This window comes from Amycolatopsis echigonensis, assembly GCF_002846615.1.
GTDB lineage: Bacteria > Actinomycetota > Actinomycetes > Mycobacteriales > Pseudonocardiaceae > Amycolatopsis > Amycolatopsis echigonensis.
Genome location: NZ_PJMY01000002.1, coordinates 19,459 through 42,575, shown reverse-complemented (window position 1 = coordinate 42,575; position 23,117 = coordinate 19,459). Strand labels below are relative to the sequence as shown.

Annotated in this window: 19 protein-coding genes and 1 pseudogene; 8 read left to right on the top strand and 12 right to left on the bottom strand. The window is 70.1% G+C overall.

Annotation, left to right across the window (positions count from 1 at the left end; genetic code table 11):
- Nucleotides 1-107: 107 nt before the first annotated feature.
- The gene (locus ATK30_RS01860) at nt 108-1,721 is read right to left on the bottom strand and encodes an IS1634 family transposase (RefSeq protein WP_463672399.1); all 1,614 of its coding nucleotides are present in this window, start codon (nt 1,719-1,721) and stop codon (nt 108-110) included.
- Between the two features lie 135 nt (nt 1,722-1,856).
- On the opposite strand from ATK30_RS01860, the gene ATK30_RS01855 reads away from it, so the two are divergent.
- Nucleotides 1,857-4,454 (top strand): bifunctional FO biosynthesis protein CofGH, encoded by a 2,598-nt coding sequence (locus ATK30_RS01855; protein WP_167441803.1) that lies wholly within the window; start codon nt 1,857-1,859, stop codon nt 4,452-4,454.
- On the opposite strand, the gene ATK30_RS01850 is transcribed toward ATK30_RS01855, so the two are convergent.
- The 3 genes from ATK30_RS01850 to ATK30_RS01840 all read right to left on the bottom strand — a co-directional run bounded on the left by ATK30_RS01850 (nt 4,455) and on the right by ATK30_RS01840 (nt 7,570).
- Nucleotides 4,455-5,420: a helix-turn-helix domain-containing protein gene (locus ATK30_RS01850; RefSeq protein WP_101434006.1), complete on the bottom strand. Its 966-nt coding sequence runs from the start codon at nt 5,418-5,420 to the stop codon at nt 4,455-4,457. It lies immediately after the preceding gene.
- A 23-nt stretch (nt 5,421-5,443) separates the two neighbouring features.
- Complete coding sequence (locus ATK30_RS01845) at nt 5,444-6,409, bottom strand: alpha/beta hydrolase fold domain-containing protein (protein ID WP_101434005.1); 966 nt, start codon at nt 6,407-6,409, stop codon at nt 5,444-5,446.
- Between the two features lie 99 nt (nt 6,410-6,508).
- Nucleotides 6,509-7,570: an FAD-dependent oxidoreductase gene (locus tag ATK30_RS01840; RefSeq protein WP_101434004.1), complete on the bottom strand. Its 1,062-nt coding sequence runs from the start codon at nt 7,568-7,570 to the stop codon at nt 6,509-6,511.
- Nucleotides 7,571-7,687: 117 nt separating this feature from the next.
- Between ATK30_RS01840 and ATK30_RS01835 the strand changes: the two genes are divergently transcribed.
- Together ATK30_RS01835 and ATK30_RS01830 are read left to right on the top strand one after the other, a co-directional pair.
- Nucleotides 7,688-8,626 carry a TetR/AcrR family transcriptional regulator C-terminal domain-containing protein gene (locus ATK30_RS01835; protein WP_101434003.1) on the top strand — a complete coding sequence of 313 codons (939 nt, stop codon included), beginning with the start codon at nt 7,688-7,690 and terminating at the stop codon, nt 8,624-8,626.
- Nucleotides 8,623-9,033: a hypothetical protein gene (locus ATK30_RS01830; RefSeq protein ID WP_101434002.1), complete on the top strand. Its 411-nt coding sequence runs from the start codon at nt 8,623-8,625 to the stop codon at nt 9,031-9,033. The genes ATK30_RS01835 and ATK30_RS01830 overlap by 4 nt, the downstream gene beginning before the upstream one ends.
- Here the strand turns inward: ATK30_RS01830 and ATK30_RS01825 are convergent.
- On the bottom strand, nt 9,030-10,328 hold the full coding sequence (locus ATK30_RS01825; protein WP_101434001.1) for an LVIVD repeat-containing protein: 1,299 nt from the start codon (nt 10,326-10,328) through the stop codon (nt 9,030-9,032). The two genes, ATK30_RS01830 and ATK30_RS01825, sit on opposite strands and share 4 nt — an antisense overlap.
- Before the next feature lie 134 nt (nt 10,329-10,462).
- On the opposite strand from ATK30_RS01825, the gene ATK30_RS01820 reads away from it, so the two are divergent.
- The gene (locus ATK30_RS01820; protein ID WP_101434000.1) at nt 10,463-11,932 is read left to right on the top strand and encodes an ABC transporter substrate-binding protein; all 1,470 of its coding nucleotides are present in this window, start codon (nt 10,463-10,465) and stop codon (nt 11,930-11,932) included.
- Here the strand turns inward: ATK30_RS01820 and ATK30_RS01815 are convergent.
- On the bottom strand, nt 11,929-12,807 hold the full coding sequence (locus tag ATK30_RS01815; RefSeq protein ID WP_101433999.1) for a LysR family transcriptional regulator: 879 nt from the start codon (nt 12,805-12,807) through the stop codon (nt 11,929-11,931). The genes ATK30_RS01820 and ATK30_RS01815 overlap by 4 nt on opposite strands.
- Nucleotides 12,808-12,878: 71 nt before the next feature.
- Here ATK30_RS01815 and ATK30_RS01810 point away from each other — a divergent pair, with 71 nt between their 5' ends.
- Nucleotides 12,879-13,910: an SDR family oxidoreductase gene (locus ATK30_RS01810; RefSeq protein WP_101433998.1), complete on the top strand. Its 1,032-nt coding sequence runs from the start codon at nt 12,879-12,881 to the stop codon at nt 13,908-13,910.
- Here the strand turns inward: ATK30_RS01810 and ATK30_RS01805 are convergent.
- Nucleotides 13,894-14,631 carry an SDR family oxidoreductase gene (locus tag ATK30_RS01805; protein ID WP_101433997.1) on the bottom strand — a complete coding sequence of 246 codons (738 nt, stop codon included), beginning with the start codon at nt 14,629-14,631 and terminating at the stop codon, nt 13,894-13,896. The two genes, ATK30_RS01810 and ATK30_RS01805, sit on opposite strands and share 17 nt — an antisense overlap.
- A gap of 59 nt (nt 14,632-14,690) precedes the next feature.
- On the opposite strand from ATK30_RS01805, the gene ATK30_RS01800 reads away from it, so the two are divergent.
- Complete coding sequence (locus ATK30_RS01800) at nt 14,691-15,323, top strand: class I SAM-dependent methyltransferase (RefSeq protein WP_101433996.1); 633 nt, start codon at nt 14,691-14,693, stop codon at nt 15,321-15,323.
- A gap of 38 nt (nt 15,324-15,361) precedes the next feature.
- On the opposite strand, the gene ATK30_RS01795 is transcribed toward ATK30_RS01800, so the two are convergent.
- On the bottom strand, nt 15,362-17,263 hold the full coding sequence (locus ATK30_RS01795; RefSeq protein WP_101433995.1) for a S8 family serine peptidase: 1,902 nt from the start codon (nt 17,261-17,263) through the stop codon (nt 15,362-15,364).
- 162 nt (nt 17,264-17,425) lie between these two features.
- Between ATK30_RS01795 and ATK30_RS01790 the strand changes: the two genes are divergently transcribed.
- The gene (locus ATK30_RS01790; RefSeq protein WP_244194472.1) at nt 17,426-18,619 is read left to right on the top strand and encodes an MFS transporter; all 1,194 of its coding nucleotides are present in this window, start codon (nt 17,426-17,428) and stop codon (nt 18,617-18,619) included.
- A gap of 37 nt (nt 18,620-18,656) precedes the next feature.
- The gene (locus tag ATK30_RS01785; RefSeq protein WP_101433993.1) at nt 18,657-19,163 is read left to right on the top strand and encodes a GNAT family N-acetyltransferase; all 507 of its coding nucleotides are present in this window, start codon (nt 18,657-18,659) and stop codon (nt 19,161-19,163) included.
- On the opposite strand, the gene lpdA is transcribed toward ATK30_RS01785, so the two are convergent.
- The 4 genes and pseudogenes from lpdA to pip all read right to left on the bottom strand — a co-directional run.
- Entirely contained in the window at nt 19,153-20,538 is a 1,386-nt protein-coding gene (lpdA, locus tag ATK30_RS01780; protein WP_101433992.1) for a dihydrolipoyl dehydrogenase, read from the bottom strand. The two genes, ATK30_RS01785 and lpdA, sit on opposite strands and share 11 nt — an antisense overlap.
- Before the next feature lie 236 nt (nt 20,539-20,774).
- Nucleotides 20,775-21,554 (bottom strand): lysophospholipid acyltransferase family protein, encoded by a 780-nt coding sequence (locus ATK30_RS01775; RefSeq protein WP_167441802.1) that lies wholly within the window; start codon nt 21,552-21,554, stop codon nt 20,775-20,777.
- A 55-nt stretch (nt 21,555-21,609) separates the two neighbouring features.
- The gene (locus ATK30_RS47630) at nt 21,610-22,014 is read right to left on the bottom strand and encodes a nitroreductase family deazaflavin-dependent oxidoreductase (RefSeq protein WP_460431641.1); all 405 of its coding nucleotides are present in this window, start codon (nt 22,012-22,014) and stop codon (nt 21,610-21,612) included.
- Between the two features lie 75 nt (nt 22,015-22,089).
- Nucleotides 22,090-23,028 (bottom strand): annotated as a pseudogene (pip, locus tag ATK30_RS01770) (prolyl aminopeptidase); the annotation flags it as partial.
- Between the last annotated feature and the right edge of the window lie 89 nt (nt 23,029-23,117).

Genomic DNA, 23,117 nt, shown 5'->3' with positions numbered 1-23,117 from the left:
CTTTCCCGCCTTGACAAGCACCCCCGAACCGTCAGCACACTCGGCTTCGGGGTGCCCCACCGCACCACCCGGCGCAATGTCGCCCGCCAGGGCGACGAGCAGCCCCCTCACCCAGGCGCAAACCTCTCCAACCCGAACAACTCGAACAACGCCTGCTGCCTCCCCGTCCGATCGGACAAAATCCGCCTCGTCCGCGGCCTCCCCCCAGTGGACCGATGCCGCAGCACCGTCTCCCCGATCCCCCGCAACTGATCGAGCAACTCCGCCACCGACAAATTCATCCCCGCCCGGTCCGCCTCCCGCCGCATCAAGTGCGTGACCGTCGCCGCGAGCACGGACACCAACGTATGCACCGCGATCCGATGCGAAGTCCACTCCCACCGCGGCGACGGCCCGGCCGCGGCGGGCCCGGTCAGCCACCGGAACGTCGACTCGAGGTGCGTCCGGGCGCGGTAAGCGGTGACGACCTCGGCGACCGGCCAGTCCCGGTCCGTCACGAGAATCTGCTTGCCGAAGAACTCCTCCGCCAGCCGGGCGACCGCGGCCTCGTCGACCCGCCGCTCCAGCCGCAGTTCCCCGGCGCGGTTGCCGGTGAGGGTCGTGTTCAGCACCCGTTCCACCCGGCGTCCGCGAATGATCCGGGACATCTCCGCGTGCACCTGGGTCCGGTCGCCGCGATGAGTGCCTGCCTCGAGCGCGGCGGCGAGCCCGTCGAGTTCGCGCACCGTAGTGCTCAATTCGCTGGTGAACGCCCGATACTGCGCCGCGTGCAACGTCGCGGAATGGGTGAGGATGACGCGTCGGTGGGCACCGTCCACAGTCGCCACCGTGTCGAAGGCGGTCAGCCCGGCGAACCGCTCCGGATCCACTCGTCGCCGCACGGACGCGGGCCGCGCGAGCAAGTCCGGATGGTCAGCCAGCGGCAGCGAGCCGACAAACCCGGTCCGCGCGCCGAGGTCGAGCTGCGCGGCTTGCCCGGCGTGGAAGACCAGCGTGACGTCCGTGGCCGGATACCGCTCCCCCAACTCGACGGCCAGCGCACCGAACGTCGGCGCGCTTTCCCTTCGATAGACCCGGGAAGCCAGCGGAATCGCCCCGTCCCGCGTGACGACCAGGCCGAGTCCGGCGAGCACGTCCTGGCAGGCCGACGGCAGCGTGCAATCCGCGGCGGTAAACGCGGCGAACTGCGCGACATCGACCGCCAGCGCTTCCGTGCCGTCGTCGCCCAGCAGCTCCAGAACTGCTTCCGCCACCACGGTTTCCACGCCAGCGATCCGCTCCGGGGTAAGCCGCTGCAATGCCCGCCAGTGACTGGCTGTCGTGACCGATCCCTTGGGCGGACGCGGCCGGACGAGATCCTGCGCCAGACAGCCGGTCCACCACTCCTCGAACTCCAAGTCCGGCGCGGTCGCTCGATGGAGCACGGCGAGCGCGACGTGGAGACCGAGCGTCGGCCGCGCCCGCTGCGGTCCCGCCACCGAGTCGACGCGCCGGACGAGGTCGAGCCGCTGCAGCGTCCCCCATACGGCGGAAACATCGCCGAACGACCGATGCCGCGCGCCGGCTGCCTCCGGACCGCCGCCGGCCACCGCCGCCGCGATGTCCTCGGCCGTCCCGAGATAACGCTGGCCGACCACGCGCGGCTTGCCGTCGACGCGCGCGGACTCGGCGAAGTAGTAGTACGTCCGCCCGCCGATGCGCTTCCCGATCACTGACGCCACCCTTTAGGTAATACCGTCGGCAGACCGCACCCACAAGCCCGCAACCTGCGGCGATGATCACCCCGGACTCCTCGCGGGCGCGGCGGCGGGCGGAGAGCTGGCTGGTCGCGGCGGCCGGGTCCTAGCGTGGCGGGAATGGAGCCCGAAGCTGGCGTGACCACGCCCACCCCGTCGGCCATGCGCCGTGCGCTCGCCCGGGCGCGAGACGGGAAGACGCTCGACGTCGCCGAGGCGGCCGTGCTGCTGCACGCCCGCGGCGACGACCTCAAGACTTTGTCCGACCACGCCTCCCGCATCCGCGACGCCGGCCTCGAAGAAGCCGGGCGCGCGGGGATCATCACCTACAGCCGCAAGGTGTTCATCCCGCTGACCCGGCTGTGCCGGGACCGGTGCGGCTACTGCACCTTCGTCACTGTCCCCGGCAGGCTCGAATCGCCGTTCCTGTCGCCGGACGAGGTGCTCGACATCGCCCGCAAGGGCGCGGAGATGGGCTGCAAGGAAGCCCTGTTCACCCTCGGCGACCGGCCGGAGGACCGCTGGAAGGCCGCGCGCGACTGGCTGGACGCGCACGGCTACGACGACACGCTTTCCTACGTCCGCGCGATGGCGATCCGGGTGCTCGAGGAGACCGGTCTGCTGCCGCACCTCAACCCGGGAGTCATGTCCTGGCAGGACTTCCAGCGGCTCAAGCCGGTCGCGCCGTCGATGGGCATGATGCTGGAGACCACCGCGCGACGGCTGTGGAGCGAGAAGGGCGGGCCGCATTACGGTTCGCCGGACAAGGATCCCGAGGTCCGGCTGCGCGTGCTGGAGGACGCGGGCCGCAGCTCGGTGCCGTTCACCACCGGCGTGCTGATCGGGATCGGCGAGACGCATGAGGAACGCGCCGACGCGCTGTTCGCCATCCGCAAGACCGCACGCGAGTACGGCGGCATCCAGGAAGTCATCGTCCAGAACTTCCGGGCCAAGCCGGACACGAAGATGCGCGCGACGCCGGACGCCGACCTCGAAGAACTGGCCGCGAACATCGCGGTGGCGCGGCTGGTGCTGGGTCCGCGGATGCGCATCCAGGCCCCGCCGAACCTCATCGGCGACCAGTACGACCTGATGATCCGCGCGGGCATCGACGACTGGGGCGGCGTTTCGCCGCTCACCCCGGACCACGTCAACCCCGAACGCGCGTGGCCGCAGATCGACCTGCTCGCCCGGCAGACCGAGAAGGCCGGTTTCGCGCTGCGCGAGCGGTTGACCATCTACCCGGAGTACGTGAAGCGCGGCCAGCCGTGGCTCGACCCGCGCGTCACGCGGCACGTCGCGGCGCTGGTCGACGCGGAGACCGGGCTGGCCCGCGAAGGCGCGATGCCGGTCGGGATCCCGTGGCAGGAGCCGGACGGCGGCTGGCAGGAATCCGGGCGCACCGACCTGCACACCGAGATCGACACGACCGGCCGCACCGAGGACCGGCGAGGCGACTTCGATTCGGTCTACGGCGACTGGAAGGAAATCGGCCGGAAGATCAAGACCGGGCCGCAGCGGTTCGACACCGACATGCGGGATGCGTTGCGCAGCGCGGAAAAGGACCCCGCCGGGCTGTCCGACGACGCCGCGCTCGCCCTGCTGCACGCCGACGGACCGGAGCTGGACGCGCTCACGAAACTGGCCGACGACCTGCGCCGCGAGGTCGTCGGGGACGACATCACCTTCGTGGTCACGCGGAACATCAACTTCACCAACGTCTGCTACACCGGCTGCCGCTTCTGCGCTTTCGCGCAACGGAAAACCGACGCCGACGCGTACACGCTGTCGCTGGAGCAGGTCGGCGACCGCGTGGACGAGGCGTGGGCCGCGGGCGCGACCGAGATCTGCATGCAGGGCGGGATCCACCCGGATCTGCCGGGCACCGCGTACTTCGACCTCGCGGCCGAGGTGAAGCGGCGGCAGCCGGACATCCACCTGCACTCGTTCAGCCCGATGGAGGTCGTGAACGGCGCGTCGCGGACGAATCTGTCCATTCGCGACTTCCTGATCCGGGCGAAGGAGTCCGGAGTGGACTCGCTGCCGGGCACCGCGGCGGAAATCCTCGACGACGACGTCCGGTGGGTGCTCACCAAGGGCAAGCTGCCGACGGACGCGTGGATCGAGGTGGTCACCACGGCGCACGACGTCGGGCTGCCGACCACGGCGACGATGATGTACGGCCACGTGGACAACCCGAGCCACTGGGTCGGCCACCTGAAGCTGCTGGCCAAACTGCAGCGAGAGGGCGTGGAACGCAACGGACGGCGCGGGTTCAGCGAGTTCGTGCTGCTGCCGTTCATCCACCAGAGCTCGCCGATCTACCTGGCCGGTCTCGCCCGCGCGGGCACGACGCTGCGCGAGAACCGGGCGGTGCACGCGCTGTCCCGGCTGCTGCTGCACGGCACGTTCGACAACATCCAGAGTTCCTGGGTGAAACTCGGCGAGGAAGGCAGCCGGGCGGTGCTGCAGGGCGGCGTCAACGACATCGGCGGCACGCTGATGGAGGAGACGATCAGCCGGATGGCGGGCGCGTCGAACGGGTCCTACAAGACGATCAGCGACATGCGCGCGATGGTCGAGCCGCTCGGCCGGCCGCTGCGGCAGCGGACCACGTCCTACGGGACGCCGACGGACGAGCGGATCGCCGCGGCCCAGGCGTCGGACGGGGTCGCGACGGCCGTGCGGAAGCCGTTGCTGCCGCTGCTCACGCCGTGATCAACCGTTGCGGTGCAGCCGCCACAGCGCGATAGCCAGCTGCAACCGCAACCGTCCAGCGGGATCGCGCACTGGCCAGCCGAGCAGGTGTTCGGCGTGGGCCAGGCGCTCCTGCAGGGTCGAATGGTGCACTACCAGCGTGTTCGCGGCGGCACGCAAGCTCGGTGCGCCCGCGACGGCGACCAGTGTGGGCAGTACCCACGGAGCCGCCGTGCGGGCGTTCTCCAAGCTGTGCACGTCCGCTACCGGTTCGGTGCGGGGCCCGACCGCGTCGGCGAGCACGGCCAGGCCGCCGAGTTCCGCGTAGTCCACAACGGACGGTCCGGGATCGTCTTCGGTTGCGGTGAATCGGAAAGCAGTCCGCGCTTGCTCGCCGGACAGCGGCAGGTCGACCAGATTCACCACGGTTCCCAGGCCCACCCGGCCGCGCTCCGGCGGAGTCCACTGTGGAGGGACGACCAGCGGGACCGCGTCGGTCACGACCGCCCTCGCCGTGGCTCCGAGCCCGAGGCGATGGGCGGCACGGAGCCGGGTTCGCTCGTCCGCCGACGCGTCGAGCACGACTTCGACCGACGCCGGATCGACGACCCGGCCGCGCGTGCGGTCCAGCACCGCGCGCGCCGCCGCGGACGCGCGCTCCAGCACCATCGCGTCCACCGGGCTCGGCGGGCCGGGCCGTTCCAGCCACAGCGCGACCGGCCCGTCCGGACGCACCGGAGCCGACGGCCATTCCGGATCGGGCGGCTCGGCCGCGGGCACCACGCGCCCGTCCGGTTCGACGCGGACGCGCACCCGGCGTTCGTCGTCGGCCAGCCGCGCGGGACAGCCGGACAGCACCGCCGCCCCGCGCACGATCGGTTCCAGCCCGGCGCGGCCCTCGACCAGCCGGTCGAAGTACGCGATGACCTTGACCGTCTCGGCCGCGCCGGAATCGAGCGCGCTCAGATGCGTGACCAGCTCCCTCATCGGTCCATCATCGCGCGTCCGGCTCAGCCGAGCAGCCGCCGCAGCCACGGCGTCCGCTCGGCGCGGGCCTGCTGCGACAGCGCCGCCTGCGGGGCCGAGCCGTCGAAACCGTGGAAGGCACCGGGCCAGACATGCAGTTCGGCCTGCACCCCGGACAGCCACAGCCGGTTCGCGTAGGCGATGACCTCGTCGCGGAAGGTCTCGGTGCTCCCGACGTCGAGGAACGCGGGCGGGAGGCCGGACAGGTCTTCGGCGCGCGCGGGCGCGGCGTACGGCGACACGTCCGGGCCGCCGCGAGCGTCACCGAGCAGGGCCGTCCAGCCGACGTTGTTCGCGGCGCGGTCCCAGCTGCCCATTTCGGCCATCTGGATCGCCGACGGGGAGTCGTTGCGGTCGTCGAGCATCGGGTACACGAGCAGCTGGCCGAGCAGTTCCGGGCCGCCTCGGTCCCGGGCGAGCAGCGCCGTCGCGGCCGCGAGCCCGCCGCCCGCGCTCGCCCCGCCGATCACGACGCGGGAGCCGTCGAAGCCGTACTCGGCGGCGTGCTTGACCGTCCATTCCAGCCCGGCGTAGCAGTCCTCGACCGGTGCCGGATGCGGGTGTTCGGGCGCGACCCGGTAGTCGACACAGACGAAACCGAGTCCCAGTTCCGCCGCGTACTCCTTGAGGAAGTACAGGTCCCCGCCCTTGTGGCCGCCGATGATCATGCCGCCGCCGTGCAGCCAGTACAGGACCGGGACGTCGACCGCACCGGCCGGCCGCGCGACGATCAGCGGAATCGGACCGCGCGGCCCCTCGGCGTCCACTTCGGACACTTCGAGGGCGCCGTCGGCCGTGATCTCGTCCAGCGAGATCTGCCGCTTCGCCGCGGCCGCCCGCACCGCCGGGATCGACTCGAGCGTCTTGATCGGCGGACGCTCGGCGGCGAGCACCTCGAGCGCCGCGGCGAGCTCGGGGTCGAACGGGAGCGGCGGGTAGCTGGCGGTCATCTCGGGCGCCTCCAAGGGATCGGCTGGTGGCTCCATCCTGGCCGCCCGGGAGCCGGACGGGACCAGCCGGGCGGCGGGGATCCCCCGCCACGTGGCGGATCAGCGGTCCAGGCTGATCGCGTTCTTCGCCCGCTCGACGGATTCCTCCGAGGCGGGCCCGGCCGCGTTTTCCGTGGCCAGCGCCTGGTTCAGCTCGACGAACGGGCGCATCCGGGTTTCGTAGCCGGCGAGACCGTCGGCCAGGACGTACGCGCCGACCAGGGCGAGGCTCGTGCCCTGACCGGACAGCACGGACGCGCAGTACCCGGCGTCGCCGACGAGCGCGACCCGGCCGGTCGTCCAGCGGTCCATGCGGATCTGGAGCATGGCGTCGAAGAAGAACGTCTGCGAGTCCGCCATGGCTTCGACCAGGTCAGGGACCGGGCCGCCGACTTCGCTCAGCCGCTCCGCGACGAGTTTCTTCTGCTCCGCGACGTCGCGGATCTCGCGGTACTCCGGCTCGCCGAAACCGAGCGTCACCCGGATCTCCTCGTTGCCGGGCACCGGGTAGACCGCGCCGCCGACGCCCTCGCCCTGGAACCAGATCTGCCAGTCTTCGAGGCCGAGCGTGTTGGCCGCCGGGAAGATCGCCAGATACTGGCCGAGGTAGCGGCGGAACTGGTCCTCCGGGCCGAACGCGAGCCGCCGGACCGCCGAATGCGCGCCGTCCGCGCCGACGACCAAGTCGAACGTCCGCGGCTCGGCCTTGACGAACTCGACCCGGCCGGACTCGGCGTCGAGCGCGGTGATCTCGTCGCCGAAGCGGTACTCGACGTCGGCCGCCTTGTGCAGCAGCTCGACCAGATCGTCGCGGAGGATTTCGATGTCCGCGCTGTCGAGCCTCCCGCTGCTGTAGACGCGTTCCTCGGAACGGAACACCTCGTTGCCGGACGCGTCGAGCATCGACATCCCGCGCATCCGCGTCCGTGCGGCGCGGACCTGCTCCCCCAGCCCCATCCGCTCGACGACCTTCAGTGCGACCCCGCGGATGTCGACCGCCTGGCCCCCGCTGCGCAACCCCTCCGCGCGCTCGACGACCGTCACGTCGTAGCCGTTGCGGCGCAGCCAGTAGGCCGACGCGCACCCGGCGACTCCCGCGCCGCAAACCAGTGCTTCAGGCATGTCTCCACCTCTCGATACGGTGCATCATTACCTTGATGAACCTGCCCTGACCTCGGATCTGCCGCCAAAACTGAGCTAGTACAGATGACCCGCTGACCTAGTACAGACAGGACGCCGATGCTGACCGAACCGCCGTACCTCCGCATCGCCGCCGCGTTGCGCGAAGCGATCTCGCAGGGAGAGCTGCCGCCCGGGGCGAAGGTGCCGTCGACCCGTCAGCTGGCTTCGGCGCACGGTGTCGCGACGGCCACTGCGGCCAAGGCGCTCGACGTGTTGCGTCGTGAAGGCTTGGTCCGCGCCGAACCGCGGTCCGGCCATGTCGTCGCTGGTCAGCACACCCAGGCAGAGTCGAAGCGTCCGGCGTTGACGCGGGATCGGTTGGTGCGCACGGCAATCGCGATCGCTGACGCGGAAGGTGTGGCGGCGCTGTCGATGCGCGGACTCGCCGCGCGTCTGGGCGTTCCGGCGATGGCGCCGTACCGCTATCTGTCCGGAAAGGACGAGCTGGTCTTCCTGATGGCGGACATGGTCTACGGCGAAACCGGCTATCCGGCGCGGAAACCGGAAGGCTGGCGGGCGCAGTTGGAGCTGTCAGCGCGCACACTGTGGTCAGTGCACCGGCGGCATCCGTGGCTGGCGCATCTCGTGCCGCTCACCCGGCCTTGGCCGCTGCCGAATCTGGCGGCGCACAACGAACGCGCGCTGGCCGCGTTGTCGGTCTTCGGGCTCAACGCGGCTGATCTGTGTGATCTGAATGTGTTGTTCTACAACCACATTCAAGGCACCGCGATCCATCTGGAGCGGGAGCGGCACGCAATGGGCGCGACCGGGATCACCGAGGACCAGTGGATGGAGACGCAGGCCCGGGGGTACTCGGCGTTGACCGGGTCCGGGCGGTATCCGGTGCTGGCGCGGATGATCGAGGATCTGGCTGAGGGCTACGACCTGGATCTGGACCACCTGTTCGAGATCGGGTTGCAGGCACTGCTGGACGGGCTGGCGGTCCGATATCCGGTTGGCGGCGCGGTCTCGGAGAGGCAGGATCTGCGGGCGTGAACCGCATTCGCCTGGTCCCGACGATCCGCGAGCGCAGCAAGTATCAGCGTGAACGCAGGTATCTCGACTTCGAGGTCGACGGCGTCAGCCTGCGCAGCTTGGTCGACACCGGGCTCGACCTGATCTCGGTGCTGGTCACCGACCGTCCGCGCGATCCGCCGCGTTTGGCGCGCGTGCTCGGCGAGGCTCCGGGCGACGCGCCGGACGGACGGGTGCTGCTTTACGTTTGCCCCGAATGCGAGGACATCGAGTGCGGTGCCGTCGCCTCGAAGGTTTTGAGGCGAGGTGACCTCGTCACCTGGCGAGACTTCGGCGTACCGGAAGAGGATGAGGCGGACAACGAATTCGCCGAGACCACGGTCTCCTTCTCCGCGCGACAGCTCGTCCGCGAACTGGCCGACCGCTAAGCAGTGAGCTTCAGAATGTCGATCCCCCGCTTGTTGTCCGCCACATACACGTACCCGTCGTGCCAGTACGGAGCCCACGAAGCCGTGTCCGCCGGGCGGTAGTACGCGATCTGCGTCGGGTTCGACGGGTCGCTCACGTCCAGGAACCGCGTGCCCTGCGAGTAGAACGACTGCACCAGCACGTGCCCACGCACGTCGAAGTAGTGCGCCGAGCAGTCGTCCGAGGCCGGGTCGCTGCCTTCCTGTCCGGCGACGCCCCAGGTGCCGATGCTGCGCATCCGGAACGGCTTTTCCGGCGTGGAGCGCCAGCCTTCGCCGTTGTACGAGCCGTCCAACGCGGAAATGGTCAGCACGCCGTCGCCCGCGCAGCCGGGGAGGAAGCTTTCCTCGGTGGCGTACACGAGGTCGTGGCCGCGCCAGGCGCCGTCATCGCCTGAGCCGACCGGGTGGAAGCTGTTGTGCAGGAACTTCGACGGCGCGGCGGTTTCCGACACCCCGCCGCCCGCGTACGGCACCGGCTTGAGCGCGGTCGCCAAGCGGTAGCGGTTCTGCACCGGGTCGCGATGGAACCCGGACGTCCAGTAGCCGCGCACACCGCCCGCGCCCGACACCCAGGCGACGCCCCTCTTGTCCACCTGCACGTCGTGCACGTAGTCGGTTTTGCCGTCGTTGCGGGCGAGTTCGATCGGGTCCGGATGCACCTTCGGCGCGCGCGGGTCGCGCACGTCGGTGACCCAGATCGGCCGGCCGCCCCAGTCCGCGGGCTGGTTGTCGGCCTTCGCCGGGCCGCCGGTCCAGAGGTAGCGGCAGTCGTCGACGCAGCTGGTGGTGTGCCCCGCCGGGACCTTGACGTAGCTGAGGATCTCCGGTTTCTCCGGATGCGCCACGTCGACCACGTAAATCCCGGACTCGCCGGTGTGCGTGTTGCCCTTGAACGCGCGCGGATCGCGGGACAGGAACACCAGCTTGCGCTTCGCGTCGACCTCGGTGTCCTCGGTCTCCCACAGCCCGGGCAGGCTCAGTTCGCCGATCGCACGCGGCTTCGCCGGATCTTGCGTGAGGTCGTACACCTTCAGGCCGAACTGGCCGGACACGACCATCACGTCGCGTTTGCCGTAGCTGAGGAAATTCGCCGAAATGGCTCCTTGCGCGTCGGGCACGTTGCCGACCGGCTGCACGCCCTTGATCGCGCCCGGATCGCCCAGGCTGTGCTTCGCCTCGGTGACCGGCTTGTCGTCCTCGCAGGCCGCGGCGGGCAAGCCGGTGGCGACGAGAGTCGCTGCCGCGGTCGCCATCGCCAGCCCGGAACGAATCCACCAACGGCGCACGCGAAACCTCCCCGAGACCCCAGTGTGACGGAAGCACTGTAAGCCGGTCCCTAACCGGACACAACCGCCTTTCGTCGCTTTCCGCCTGGTAATAAGACAGCATGCGATCGCGTCCGCTCGTCTCGCTCACGCTCGCCGCCGCCGTCGTCGCGGCCGGTCTCTCCGGCTGTTCGCCGTCGGCCGAACCCGCTCAGCCCGGCGTCCTGTCGGTCGGCCTCGGCGAACCCGGCACGCTGCTGCCCGCGGACGTCACCGATCCGTCCGGACGGCTCGTCACCGGCGCGCTCTGGACGCCGCTCGCCGATTACGATCCGGCCAGCGGGAAACTCACCCCGCGCGCGGCCGAATCGATCAGCAGCCCGGACCAGGTGACCTGGACCGTCCGGCTGCGGCCCGGCCAGTTCCACGACGGCACGCCGGTCACCGCGCAGTCCTATGCGGACACCTGGAAGGCGATCGCGGGCCATCACTGGGCGAGCACACCGATACTCACGAAGTCGTTACGAGCCAAGGAAATCACCGCAGTAAACACGAAACAGCTGCGGATCGTTCTCGACCGGCCGTCGAACCAGGTGCCGGCCTGGCTCTCCGCGCCCGGGCTAGTGCCGCTGCCCGCGTCGGTGCTGAAATCCCGCGACTGGAACGGTTTTGCCCACCATCCGATCGGCAACGGCCCGCTCCGCCTGGAGGGCGACTGGCAGTCCGGTTCCGGCGGAAAACTCGTCCGGGTCACGGCCGATCCGGGACGGGCCAAGGAAATCGATCTGCGCGTCGGCAATCCGGCGGAGCAATACGACGATGTCAAAGAAGGAAAACTCGACGTCGCCACATCCGTACCGGGCGAACGGCACGAGGCGATGCACGCCGATTTCGCCGACCGGCACGCGATGTGGGCTCTCCCCCGCGCTGGCTATCTGGTGTTTTCCGCCGAGGCAACGCGCTTCGCCGACCCGACGGTGCGGCACGCCTTCGCGCTCGGCACCGACCGCGCCGCGCTGGAGTCCGGCCCGCTCGCGCACCAGGCGGACGCCGCCAAGGGATTGCTGCCGCCGGCGGTCGCGCCGGGCGAACGGTCCGGCAACTGCCGTCCGTGCACTTTCGACGGCCCGGCCGCCAAATCCCTGGTGAGCCAAGCGGGATTCACCGGCGACGCCACGGTGTACTACGACAGTTTCGACAGCACCTGGCCGCAGGCATTGGCCGACGGCTTGTCGAAAACCCTGGGAATACCGGTCACCGCCCAGCGAAAAGCGACCGGGGGCAAGCCAACTGGGCCGGCCGCTGTGGAAGTCAAGGCCTTCTCGCCGAGCCCGGCCGACCTGCTCCACACACTCGCCGACGCCGCGAGTTACACCGATGCCGGGTTCGCCGCCGACCTCAACTCCGCCGAAACCACTGCGTCACCGGAAGAAGCCGCGCAGCTATTCCGGATCGCCGAGAACGAAGCCCTGCGCGACCTCCCGGCGATTCCACTGTGGACTGGACACGGCCACGCCGTCTGGTCCGCCAGGGTCCACGACGCCGTCGCGACGCCGTTCGCTGGGATCGACCTGACGCGCCTGCGTGCCTAAACCCGCGCGTGCTGCGCCAGTACCTCGCCGAACGCCGCTGTCAACGGGTCCGGTTCGCTGCGGCCGTATGCGACCAGCTCGCGCCGGATCGGCTTGCCAGGGCGCAAAACCCGGCCGCTGAACTCCGCGGGCAGGACGTTCGCCGGGACCAGCGCGGGCCCCAATCCGGCCGCCGCGAGCAACGGTGCGGCGGCGGTCTGTTCGGTGCGCACCGCAGGACGCGGCCGGAATCCCGCTTCCGCGCAAGCAGCGTCGAGAAGTTCCGCTAAGCCGTGGCCAGGCGCGTAGTGCACCCACGCGCAGTCCGCGAGCTCGGCGAGGTCGACGGTGCCGTCCGAAGTGGACTCCGTAGCTCCGTCAGCCGGGAGCACGACGACGAATTCTTCCGTGCCGAGGGTCCGCACCGGGCCAGTCCACCCGGCCGGACGCGGACCGATCGCGAGGTCCGCTTCTCCGGCCAGCATCGCGTCGCGCAGTTCGTCGGCGTGGCGGTACTCGAAAAGCCGCACATCAACGTCCGGCCGTTCGCGCCGCCACACGCGCAGCGCGGGCGGCAGCACCCCGAGGCTCACCGAGTAGACCGTGGCGACCAGCAGTTCTCCGGCGACCTGACCGGACGCCTGCCGGGCCGCGCACCGAGCGCGTTCGGCGTCGGCGAGCGCGGCGCGGGCGTGCGGCAGCATCGCGCGACCCATCGGCGTGAGCCGGACCGAACGCGGCAGCCGTTCCAGCAGCGGCCCGCCGACACTGTGCTCCAGCGCGCGCATCTGGTGCGAAAGCGCGGGCTGCGTCACGTGCAGCTGCTCGGCGGCCCGGGTGAACGAACCGGTGTCCACCACCGTGACCAGGTACTCGAGCTGACGCAGGCTTGTCATAAACCAAGCTTATCGAACACGTGAGAAGTAAGCCTTGGACTCATCGGACGCGCGAGGTCAGGATCGGAGACATGAGCAGCACACGCGTGGCCCTCGTGGCCGGGGCCAACGGGATCATCGGCCGCAAACTCATCTCTCACCTGCGCACTCTCGACGGCTGGGAGGTGCTCGGGCTCTCCCGTCGCGGCGGGCCGGGCAGCCTCGCCGTCGATCTGCTCGACCCGGCGGGCACCCGGGCGGCGCTGTCCGGCGTCGGCGCGACGCACCTGTTCTACGCGGCTTACCAGGACCGGCCGACGTGGGCGGAACTCGTGCCGCCCAACATGGCGATGCTGGAGAACCTGGTGAACGGCCTCGACGAGGGCCCGCTGGAGCACGTCAGCCTGATGCAGGGCTACAAGGTCTACGGCGCGCACCTCGGCCCGTTCAAGACTCCCGCGCGCGAAGCCGACGCCGGACAGCACATGCCGCCGGAGTTCAACGTGGACCAGCAGAAGTTCCTGGAACGCCGGGCCGCGGCCGGCGGCTGGTCGTGGTCGGCGATCCGGCCGTCCGTGGTCGGCGGGACGACGCTCGGCAACCCGATGAATCTCGCGCTCGTGATCGCGGTCTACGCCTCGATCTCGAAGGAACTCGGCCTGCCGCTGCGCTTCCCCGGCAAGCCCGGCGCATACGACAGTCTGCTGGAGATGACGGACGCGCAGTTGCTCGCCGAGGGCACGGTGTGGGCGGCGACGTCGAGCCGCAACGAAGCGTTCAACATCGCCAACGGCGACCTCTTCCGCTGGCGCGAACTGTGGCCGAAGCTGGCCGCGTACTTCGACCTCGAGGTCGCGCCACCGTTGCAGCTGCCGCTGGCCACCGTTATGGCCGACAAGGAACCACTGTGGACCGAGATGGCGGCGAAGCACGGCCTCACCGCTTCGTACGCCGACGTCTCCTCGTGGGCCTTCGGGGACTTCGTGTTCTCCTGGGACTACGACATGTTCGCGGACACGTCGAAGTCACGCCGCGCGGGTTTTCACTCCTATGTGGACACTGAGCGGATGTTCTACCGGCTGTTCGACGAATTCCGCCGCGACCACGTCATCCCCGGCCGATGAACGGCATCGTGGTGGCGGTGATGGTGAGGAACTGGACGTTGGCGTCCAGCGGCAGGCCCGCCATGTAGAGCACCGCGTCGGCGACGTGGGCCGCGTCGAAGGTCGGCTCGGCCATGAGCCGTCCGTCGGCCTGCGGGATGCCCGCGGCCATCCGCTCGGTCATCTCGGTGGCCGCGTTGCCGATGTCGATCTGCCCGCACGCGACATTCCAGGCGCGGCCGTCGAGCGAAATCGACCGGGTGAGCCCGGTGACGGCGTGCTTGGTCGCGGTGTAGGCGACACTCGCCGGACGGGGCGCGTGCGCGGAGATCGAGCCGTTGTTGATGATCCGGCCGCCCTGCGGCTCCTGGTCGCGCATCAGCCGCACGGCCTGCTGCGCGCAGAGGAACATGCCGGTGAGGTTCGTGTCGACGGTGCGCCGCCAGTCCTCGACGGACAGATCCGCGACGGTGCCGCCGAGCGACACTCCGGCGTTGTTCACCAGCAGGTCCAGCCGGCCCCACTCGCTGCGCACCGTCGAGAAAAGCGCCTCCACCGAAGCCGGATCGGCGACGTCCGCCGGCACGACCAGCGCGTTCGTGTCCGAACCGGCCGTCTCGCGCAACGCGTCCTCGCGCCGTCCGGCGAGCGCGACCCGGTACCCGGCGCCGAGCAGCGCCCCGGCGATCCGGCGGCCCAGCCCGGAACCCGCCCCGGTGACCACAGCAGTCTTCTCCGACACGTCGCCTCCTCAAAAAATCCGCTCGCGCGCACGTTGCCATATCGCGGCACACTGGGTTCATGGGACCACGTGACACGCTGCTCGCCGGGTTCGCCAAACAGCTGGGCCATCCGCGGGGCCGGGCCGGGCAGGCTGTCGTCCGGCTGCTCAACAACGTCAACCGCGGACCGGTCACCGGAGCGGTCGAGGCGCTGGAGATCCGGCACGGCGAAACCGCTCTGGACGTCGGTTTCGGCGGCGGGCTGGGCCTCGACCTGCTGCTGCGGGCCACCGAGGGCGGCACGGTGCACGGCGCGGAAATCTCCGAGACGGCGCTGGCCCGAGCGCGGCGGACGTTCCCGAAAAACCTCGCCGCCGGACGGTTGGTGCTGCACCAAGCCGGAATGGCCGAGCTTCCGCTGGGCGACGGATCGATCGACGCGGCGCTGACCGTCAACACGGTCTACTTCATTCCCGAACTGGTGCCCGCGTTCGCCGAGGTCGCGCGGGTCCTCGCGGACGGCGGGCGGTTCGTCGTCGGCATCGGCGATCCCGCGATGATGCGGAACATGCCGTTCACCAGCCACGGCTTCCGGCTGCGGCCGCCGGAAGAGATCGAGAAAGCGCTCGAGGACGCGGGTCTGGCGCTCCGCCGCCACGACCGGCTCGGCGACGGGCCTCGCGCGTTCCACTTGCTGGTCACCGGACGGTGAAAAGCGCGGGTTCCCCTTCGAGGAACCCGCCCCTGCCGCTACTTCTTCGGCACGCCCAGCGCGGCCAGCGCCGGACCGGCCATGATCACGCCGTTCCCGGTCACCGCGTCGAACCCGGGTGCGCCGAGGTCGATCGCGCTCGACACCAGCGCGGTGCGGACGTCCGCCGGGGTCGCGGACGTTTTGCCGGACAGCAGCAGCGCCGCGATCGCCGCCGCGTGCGGGGCCGCCGCCGAGGTTCCGAAGAACGGCTGGAAGCCGGTGACCGAGGTGGCCACGCCGTCGGCCGCGGTGATGTCCGGCTTCGCGCGGGTCGCGCCGCCGGTCGAGGACACGTTGCCCGGGGTCAGCTCAGTGCCGTCGGCGTTGTAGAAGACGTGCCGCTGGCCGTCGGACGTGAAGCGCTCCCACTTGCTGGCCGAGGTGAACAGGCCGGGGTACGGGCCGGCCGGGTTCGCCGGGTCGCCGTTCTCCAGCGGACGGCCGAACGCGGCCGCTGCCGGGGCCGCGGCCACCGAGAACGCCGCAGCGGCCGCCGAGTGGCCCGCAGTCACGCCTGCGGTGCTGAAGCCCTTGAGCGAACCGGAGTCGACGAACCGGCCGCGGACCACGTTGAGCGCGAAGAACCGGTCCGCGCCGCTGTACTTGACCACCGCGAGGCGGTAGCCGGAGCCGGAGGACGGCACGGTCAGGCTCTCGTACGGGTTCTGCGAACCGTTCTGCGGGTTGTCGCTGGAGGCGACGACGCTGCCGGAAGCGTCGAGCAGGAACAGGTCGTAGTCGTTGGTCGAGTGTCCCCACGGGTCCGACCAGAACAGCGTCACCGGCCTGCCGAGCGAACCCGGCGACAGCGGGTCGGTCGTCTGCACGCCGCTGCCCGAGTCGAAGTCGTGCGGGGTTCCGGTGACGCCCGGCAGCGTGGCGCCGGACGAACGGAAGTCGCCCTCGTAGTAGCCGCTGGTGCCGTCGGTGAGGTTGCCGGAGTTGCCCGCCGAGGAGAAGTAGAGCGCGCCGGCCGCGGTCACGTCGTTGACCGCCTGCGCGACCTGGGTGTCCTGGAACGGCGACTCGTCGAAGTACGCGACGTCGTCGACGATCACCGTGCACTTGCCGGTGGTGCGCAGCGCGCGGATGTTGTCCGCGAAGCTCGACTCGCTGGTGAACGCGGTCGCGAAGCCGAGCGTCGCACCTGGGGCGAGGTCGTGGACGATCTCCAGCATCGCGGTGCCCTCGTCGCCGCTGCCTGCCTGTCCGGGCAGCACGTCGACCGCGGGCAGTTCGCCTGCGTCCTGCGACTTTTTCAGCGAGTTGACGCCGTCTGAAAGCACACAGACCTTCACGCCGGCGCCGTTCACGCCGTATTGCGTGCGGGCGGTGTCGGCGCCGTGGGTCTTGTCCCCTTCGGACACCTGCACGGCGGCGACGGCCTTCTTGGCCAGTTGCCGGCGCTGCGCGTCCGGCTCGTTCCAGGTCATCGCCTGTGTGGCGGGCTGGACCTGCCGGACGTCGCTGCGCGCTGCGATCCGGTCCACCGCGTTGAGCGGCAGCTGGGCGCGAACCGAGCCATTGGGCGAGGTGGACTGAACGGTGCCGCCCGCGGCGCGCACGGCCTTCGCGATCGCCTCGCCCGCCGTGCCCGCGATGTCCACTGACACCGTGCCAGCCTGGGTGACCGGCAGGCCAGTGCGGTAATTCGGCAGCAGAGCGGCGAGACCGCGGTCAGCGCGCAAGCGCTTCTCCACGACGAGCTGGCTGGACTGCTTCTGCTCGGCCGGGGTGAGAGTCTTCTTGATCCCCTGCAGCGCGCTGATCCCCGCCCCCGTGCGCGCGTTCGCCACGTCCGCGGCCGACGGCTGCGCGACGGCGACCCCGCTCCCAGCGAGCACCACCCCTACCGCGAGGGGCACCGAATACGCGGCCACCCGTCTCGTTCGTCTCATGCCAACTCCTGTCCTCGCCCCGGCCACCCACTGTGGTCAGGTGAATCTAAAGAGCGACCGGGAGGAAGACCACCGACCAAAGTGGTATTTGCCCGGAAAGCCCACCTGGTGAGACTTCACCGGGCGCTTCCCGGCCCGAAGCGGAGCTGGCACTCTGCTCTCGTGGCGAACCTGGGGAGGGACTTCGCGCGGCTCTGGTGCGCGTACGCGATCAGCACAGCGGGCAGCACGGTCGGCGCGGGCGCGCTCGGGCTTGTCGCGGTGCTCGTGCTCGACGCTCCCGCATGGCAGGTTTCGCTGATCACCGCCATCTCGGCTGCCGCCAGCGCGGTCCTCGCCTTCCCGCTCGGACCCCGCGTCGAGTTCGCCCGGAAGCGTCCCGCGATGATCGCCGGAGACCTGGTCCGCTGCGCCGCGCTGGCGAGCGTGCCGTTGGCGGCCGCGCTGCATGTGCTGACCATGCCGCAGCTTTACGCCGTCGACATCGTCGTCGCCACCGCGGCCGTTGTCTTCTCCGCGGCCAGCGGTGCGCACCTGAAAGCCCTTGTCGGGCCTCACGAACGGGCTGTCGCCTTGAGCCGTTTCGAAAGCACGGACTGGATCTGCTGGTCAGCCGGACCACCGCTGGGCGGCGTCTTGATCAGCGGGCTGGGCGCGACCGCAACGATGCTCATCGACGCTTTTTCGTTCTTGCTGTCCGCGCTCGGAATCCGCCGCTTGCGCACGCCGGAGCCGCCGCCTGTTGTGGCCAAAGGGCCTTCGCGGCGCGGATTCACCGATGGCTGGCGTTACCTGCTGCGCAGTCCTGAACTACGGCCGCTGTTCTTCAACTCGGTGCTGTTCAGCGGCGCGGTTCTTTGGGTCACGCCGCTGCAAACCGTGCTGATGCTGCGCGATCTCGGCTTCGCGCCTTGGGAATACGGCCTCGTGCTCGGCGTTCCCTGCCTCGGCGGACTTCTCGGCGCTCGTCTCGCGCCAACGCTCAGCTCTCGCTACGACGCGCAGAAAGTGTTGCTCTGGACCAGTTTCGCGCGCGCTCCATGGCTTCTCGCGCTGCCGTTCGCTATTCCCGGAGCCGGCGGAGTCGCCTTGCTGATCGCCGCGAACTTCGGGCTGTTGCTGGTGGCGGGCATCTTCAACCCGACCTACTCGGCGTATCGGCTCTCGCTGATCGACGACACCGTCCTGACCCGGACGCTCACCGCTTGGTCGACCGGAACCCGTACCGCGAAACCGATTTTCGTCACCCTCGGCGGGATCGCCGCCGGAGTGCTCAGCGTGCGCTTCTCTCTGGGGATCGGTGCCGTGCTCTGTCTGCTCAGCGCCGCGGCGTTGCCCGCCCGCCGAGCCGCATGATCAGTTTTTGTCGGTGGCGCCGGTTACCGTGGCTGCCATGTTCAAGATCGACCGCGCGACCGCTGCCGACGCCGCCGCGCTCACCGACCTCATGCACGCGTCATCGGCCTATCAAGGCCAGTACGCCTCGATCCTGGAGGGATACGCCGTCACGCCGGATTACCTTCGCCAGCACCAGGTTCTGGTCGCCCGCGGTCCAGCCGGACCAGCCGGGTTCGCCGCGCTCACCGATGCCGAGCTGGACCTGCTGTTCGTCGCCGACGAAGCGCAAGGTACCGGGCTAGGCGCTCGGCTGGTGCAGGGAATTCTCACTGTGGCAAGGGAAAACGGACTGTCCGAGGTGCGCGTGGTGTCGCATCCACCTGCGGTGAAATTCTACGAACGCATGGGTGCCCGGCAGGTCGGGACTGTCCCGCCAAGACCGCCGAAGATCTCGTGGTCCCGGCCGGAACTGGTGTTTTCGTTAACAGAGCCCGAAAACGACCGCGCCCTGGCCCGCGAAACCACCACGGGCCAGGGCGACCGTCGAAGAATCAGAAGTTGATCATATGGCCGGCCAGTCCGTGCACCGCTTCCTTGACCGCCTCGCCCAGTGTCGGGTGCGCGTGCACGTTGCGCGAAACCTCGTGCACCGTCAGGTCCCACTGCTGCGCCAGCGTCAGCTCCGGCAGCAGCTCCGTGACGTCCGGGCCGATGAGGTGCGCGCCGAGCAGTTCGCCGTACTTCGCGTCGCTCAGCACCTTCACGAAGCCCGCCGCGTCGCCGAGGCCGTGCGCCTTGCCGTTCGCCGTGAACGGGAACTTCGCCACCTGAACGTCGAAGCCCTTCTCGCGCGCCTGTTCCTCGGTCCAGCCGAAGCTCGCGATCTGCGGCTGGCAGTAGGTCGCGCGCGGGATCATCACGAAGTCCAGTTCCATGGTCTCCGCGCCGGCGATCGTCTCCGCCGCCACGATGCCCATCGACTCCGACGCGTGCGCCAGCATCAGCTTCGCCGTCACGTCGCCGATCGCGAACAGGTGCGGCACGTTCGTCCGGCCGCGGCCGTCGATCGCGATCGCGCCGCGCTCGGTCAGCTCGACGCCGGTGTTCTCCAGGCCGTAGCCCTCGACGTTCGGCCGGAACCCGATGGCCTGCAACACCTTGTCGGCCTCGAGCACCTGCTGCTCGCCGTTCTTCGACACGGTCACCGCCACCTTGGCACCCGAGTCGTCGATCGCCTCGACCTTGGTGCCCACCAGCACCTTGATCCCCAGCTTGCGGTAGCGCTTCGCCAGCTCGGCCGACACCTCGGCGTCCTCGAGCGGCACCATCCGGTCGAGGAACTCGACGATCGTCACGTCCACGCCGTAGTTGCGCAGCACGTACGCGAACTCCACGCCGATGGCGCCGGCCCCGGCGATCACGATGCTGCCCGGCAGCTCGCTTTCGAGGATCTGCTTCTCGTAGGTGACCACGCGCTCGCTGCGCTGCGTGCCCGGCAGCAGCCGAGCGGTCGCGCCGGTGGCGATGATGCCGTAGGTGAAGGTGATGCGCTCGCCGTTCACCTCGAGGGTGTTGGCGTCCACGAAGGTGCCGCGCCCGTTGTACTCGGTGATCTTGTTCTTCTTCATCAGGAAGTGCACGCCCTTGACGCGCCCGTCCGCGACCTTGCGGCTGCGCTCGTACGCCGCGGTGTAGTCGAACCGGATCTCGCCGTCGGAGGAGATGCCGTAGGTCTTGGCCTCCTCCTTCACCGTGTGCGCCAGCTCGGCGTTGCGCAGCAGCGCCTTCGAAGGGATGCAGCCGACGTTGAGGCACACCCCGCCCCAGTACTTCTCTTCCACGACCGCCACGCTCAGGCCCAGCTGCGAAGCCCGGATCGCCGCGACGTACCCACCGACTCCGGCCCCGAGGACCACCACGTCATAGTCTGCGCTCATACCGTTGAAACTACCTCCCGCGCCCGCGCGGGGCGGCGTGACGGCGCCCGCTGCATGCCCGGCTGCCGCCCGCCCTGGGTCGTCCGCCTCCTCCCGCCGCGCATCGTCGGGCGACTGTTGCCGGTGAAGCTCGCCAGAACCGGACGTCGTCTGCTCCGTCGCGCTGTCTCGGCGGCGGTTGGATTGTCCACAGTGGCCGCCGCGCCTTCGCCTGGCGGGACCGCGGAATCCGCCGGTCAGACCGGCGGGCGCACTCCCCGGATCCCGGCCAGGAGCTCCGTGACCGCGGCCATGATCCGCGCTGTGGCCTCCTCCAGCACTTCCCTGGTCAGCTCCCTCCCGCGCAGATCGCCGAGGTCCACCGGCTCCCCGGCGACGAACTCGATCTTCCGCCGCGGCAGGACGCGCGGGAACCACGCGCCGGCCGGCAGCAGTTCGTGCGTGCCCCAGTTCGCGACCGGGATCACCGGCACGCCGGTCTCCAGCGCGATCCGCGCCGCGCCGGTCTTGCCCTTCGAGGGCCAGCCGTCCGGATCAGCGGAGAGCCCGGCCTCAGGGAAGATCGCCACGCATTCGCCCGCCCGCACCGCGGCGACGGCGTCGCGGTACGCGCCTGCGGCGGTCGGCGCGCCGCGGTGGACCGGGATGTGTTTGCCCGAACGCATCACCGACTTGATCACCGGCGCGTTCCACAGGCTCGCCTTCGCCAGGTACCGCGGCACGCGGCCGGAGCCGAGGCAGAACGCGGTGAGCGTCGTCGGATCGGCGTTCGACAGGTGGTTGGAGGCCACCACGACCCCGCCCGATTCCGGGATGTTCCGCGCGCCGCGCACGCGGAACCGGCTCGTCAGGGCGAGCAGTTGCCACACGACCTCGATCGCGAAGTGGTACCAGGTGCCCCGGCCGGACCGCGCGAAGCGCCTGCCGTACCTCTGCATGCCGCGGAAGCCGAGCAGCTCCCCTTCGAGCGGGGTCCAGTGGTCCCGGGTCCGGGTGCGCAGCGCCATGAGCGTCATTCGTAGCGGAAGACACTCCGGTTCGGCGCCGCGCGCACCCCGGACGCGGCACGGATCACACTCGCTCGAGCACCACCACGGGGATCTCGCGGTCGGTCTTCTTCTGATAGTCGTTGTAGGCGGGCCACACCGCGGCGAGCTTGTCCCACAGCCGGGCGCGTTCCTCGCCGGTCGCGGTCCGGGCGCGCGCGGTGAACTTGTCCGCCCGTACCTGCACGCGGACCTCGGGGTTCTCCTGCAGGTTCAGGTACCAGCCGGGGTGGTTCGGCGCGCCGCCCTTCGAGGCGACGATCACCGGGTTGCCGTTGTCCTCCTGGTAGATCAGGGCGAACTTGCGGTCCTGCCCGGTCTTGCGCCCCTTCGTGGTGAGCACCAGCGTCGGCACGCCCTCCTGCCAGTCGTGCCCGACCTCCCCGTCGGTCTCCTCGTAACGGCGAACGTGCTCGTCACCGAACAGCATGCGGATTTCCTTTCGTTCGACTTCCGCGCTCGACAGCCCGGACCTGCCCTCCCACCCTGCCGCGAACCGGTCGGTCGCGCTGATCAGCTCGTGCAGCGTGCCCGGTTCGTCGAAGGCGTGCCCGGCGTCGCCGATCATCTTCAGCTCGGCGCCCGGCAGCACCTGCGCGAGTTCCCAGGCGGTGGTGGCGGGAGTGACCACGTCGTACCTGCCCTGCACCAGAACGCACGGGATGCCCGACAGCTTCCCGGCGCCGCGGATCAGCTGGTCCGGGGCGAGCCAGCCGCCGTGGCGGAAGTAGTGGTTCTCGATCCGCGCGATCGCGAGCGCGAACTCCGGCTCGGCGAACGCGGCCACCACCTCTTCCTGAGGGGTGAACTTGACCGTCTCGCCCTCCCACCGGCTCCAGGCGAGCGCGGCGGGCCCGTGCACCTTCGGGTCCGGATGATTCAGCAGTTCGTGGTACACCTCGAGCAGGTCGCCGCCGCGGCGCGCGTACGGCACCGGCGCGAGGAAGCGCGACCACGCCTCCGGGAAGATGCACGCCGCGCCGCCGCCGAAGAGCCACTGCACTTCTTTGAGCCGAAGCGTCGCGACGCCGCGCAGGATCAGCTCGGTCACGCGTTCCGGATGCGTCTCGGCGTAGGCGAGCGCGAGCACACTGCCCCACGAGCCGCCGAACAGCTGCCAGCGGTCGATGCCGCGGTCCTCGCGCAGCTGCTCCATGTCGGACACCAGATGCCAGGTCGTGTTCACCGAGAGGTCGACGTCCGGCTCGCTGCAGTGCGGCGTGCTCCGGCCGCAGCCGCGCTGGTCGAACAGCACGATCCGGTAGCGCTCCGGGTCGAACAGCCGCCGGTGCCGCGCCGAAGCGCCGCCCCCGGGCCCGCCGTGCAGGAACGCGACCGGTTTGCCCTCGGGATTGCCGCATTCCTCCCAATACAGCGTGTTGCCGTCGCCGACCGGCAGCATCCCGTGGTCGTACGGATCGAGTTCCGGGTACAGACCGAGCATGCAGCCACTATGCCCGACCTCGGCCGTGTCCCGCTGGGGGTCCACTGTGGACGCGCGGACGCGGCCGGAGGGCTCCGGTTAGGCTTACC

What these genes read in the sequence shown, in the direction of transcription:
- ATK30_RS01855 (WP_167441803.1), top strand. Translation starts at nt 1,857, where the DNA reads ATGGAGCCCGAAGCTGGCGTGACCACGCCCACCCCGTCGGCCATGCGC.
- ATK30_RS01850 (WP_101434006.1), bottom strand. Translation starts at nt 5,420, where the DNA reads ATGAGGGAGCTGGTCACGCATCTGAGCGCGCTCGATTCCGGCGCGGCC.
- ATK30_RS01845 (WP_101434005.1), bottom strand. Translation starts at nt 6,409, where the DNA reads ATGACCGCCAGCTACCCGCCGCTCCCGTTCGACCCCGAGCTCGCCGCG.
- ATK30_RS01840 (WP_101434004.1), bottom strand. Translation starts at nt 7,570, where the DNA reads ATGCCTGAAGCACTGGTTTGCGGCGCGGGAGTCGCCGGGTGCGCGTCG.
- ATK30_RS01835 (WP_101434003.1), top strand. Translation starts at nt 7,688, where the DNA reads ATGCTGACCGAACCGCCGTACCTCCGCATCGCCGCCGCGTTGCGCGAA.
- ATK30_RS01825 (WP_101434001.1), bottom strand. Translation starts at nt 10,328, where the DNA reads ATGGCGACCGCGGCAGCGACTCTCGTCGCCACCGGCTTGCCCGCCGCG.
- ATK30_RS01820 (WP_101434000.1), top strand. Translation starts at nt 10,463, where the DNA reads ATGCGATCGCGTCCGCTCGTCTCGCTCACGCTCGCCGCCGCCGTCGTC.
- ATK30_RS01815 (WP_101433999.1), bottom strand. Translation starts at nt 12,807, where the DNA reads ATGACAAGCCTGCGTCAGCTCGAGTACCTGGTCACGGTGGTGGACACC.
- ATK30_RS01810 (WP_101433998.1), top strand. Translation starts at nt 12,879, where the DNA reads ATGAGCAGCACACGCGTGGCCCTCGTGGCCGGGGCCAACGGGATCATC.
- ATK30_RS01800 (WP_101433996.1), top strand. Translation starts at nt 14,691, where the DNA reads ATGGGACCACGTGACACGCTGCTCGCCGGGTTCGCCAAACAGCTGGGC.
- ATK30_RS01795 (WP_101433995.1), bottom strand. Translation starts at nt 17,263, where the DNA reads ATGAGACGAACGAGACGGGTGGCCGCGTATTCGGTGCCCCTCGCGGTA.
- ATK30_RS01785 (WP_101433993.1), top strand. Translation starts at nt 18,657, where the DNA reads ATGTTCAAGATCGACCGCGCGACCGCTGCCGACGCCGCCGCGCTCACC.
- lpdA (WP_101433992.1), bottom strand. Translation starts at nt 20,538, where the DNA reads ATGAGCGCAGACTATGACGTGGTGGTCCTCGGGGCCGGAGTCGGTGGG.
- ATK30_RS01775 (WP_167441802.1), bottom strand. Translation starts at nt 21,554, where the DNA reads ATGACGCTCATGGCGCTGCGCACCCGGACCCGGGACCACTGGACCCCG.
- ATK30_RS47630 (WP_460431641.1), bottom strand. Translation starts at nt 22,014, where the DNA reads ATGCTGTTCGGTGACGAGCACGTTCGCCGTTACGAGGAGACCGACGGG.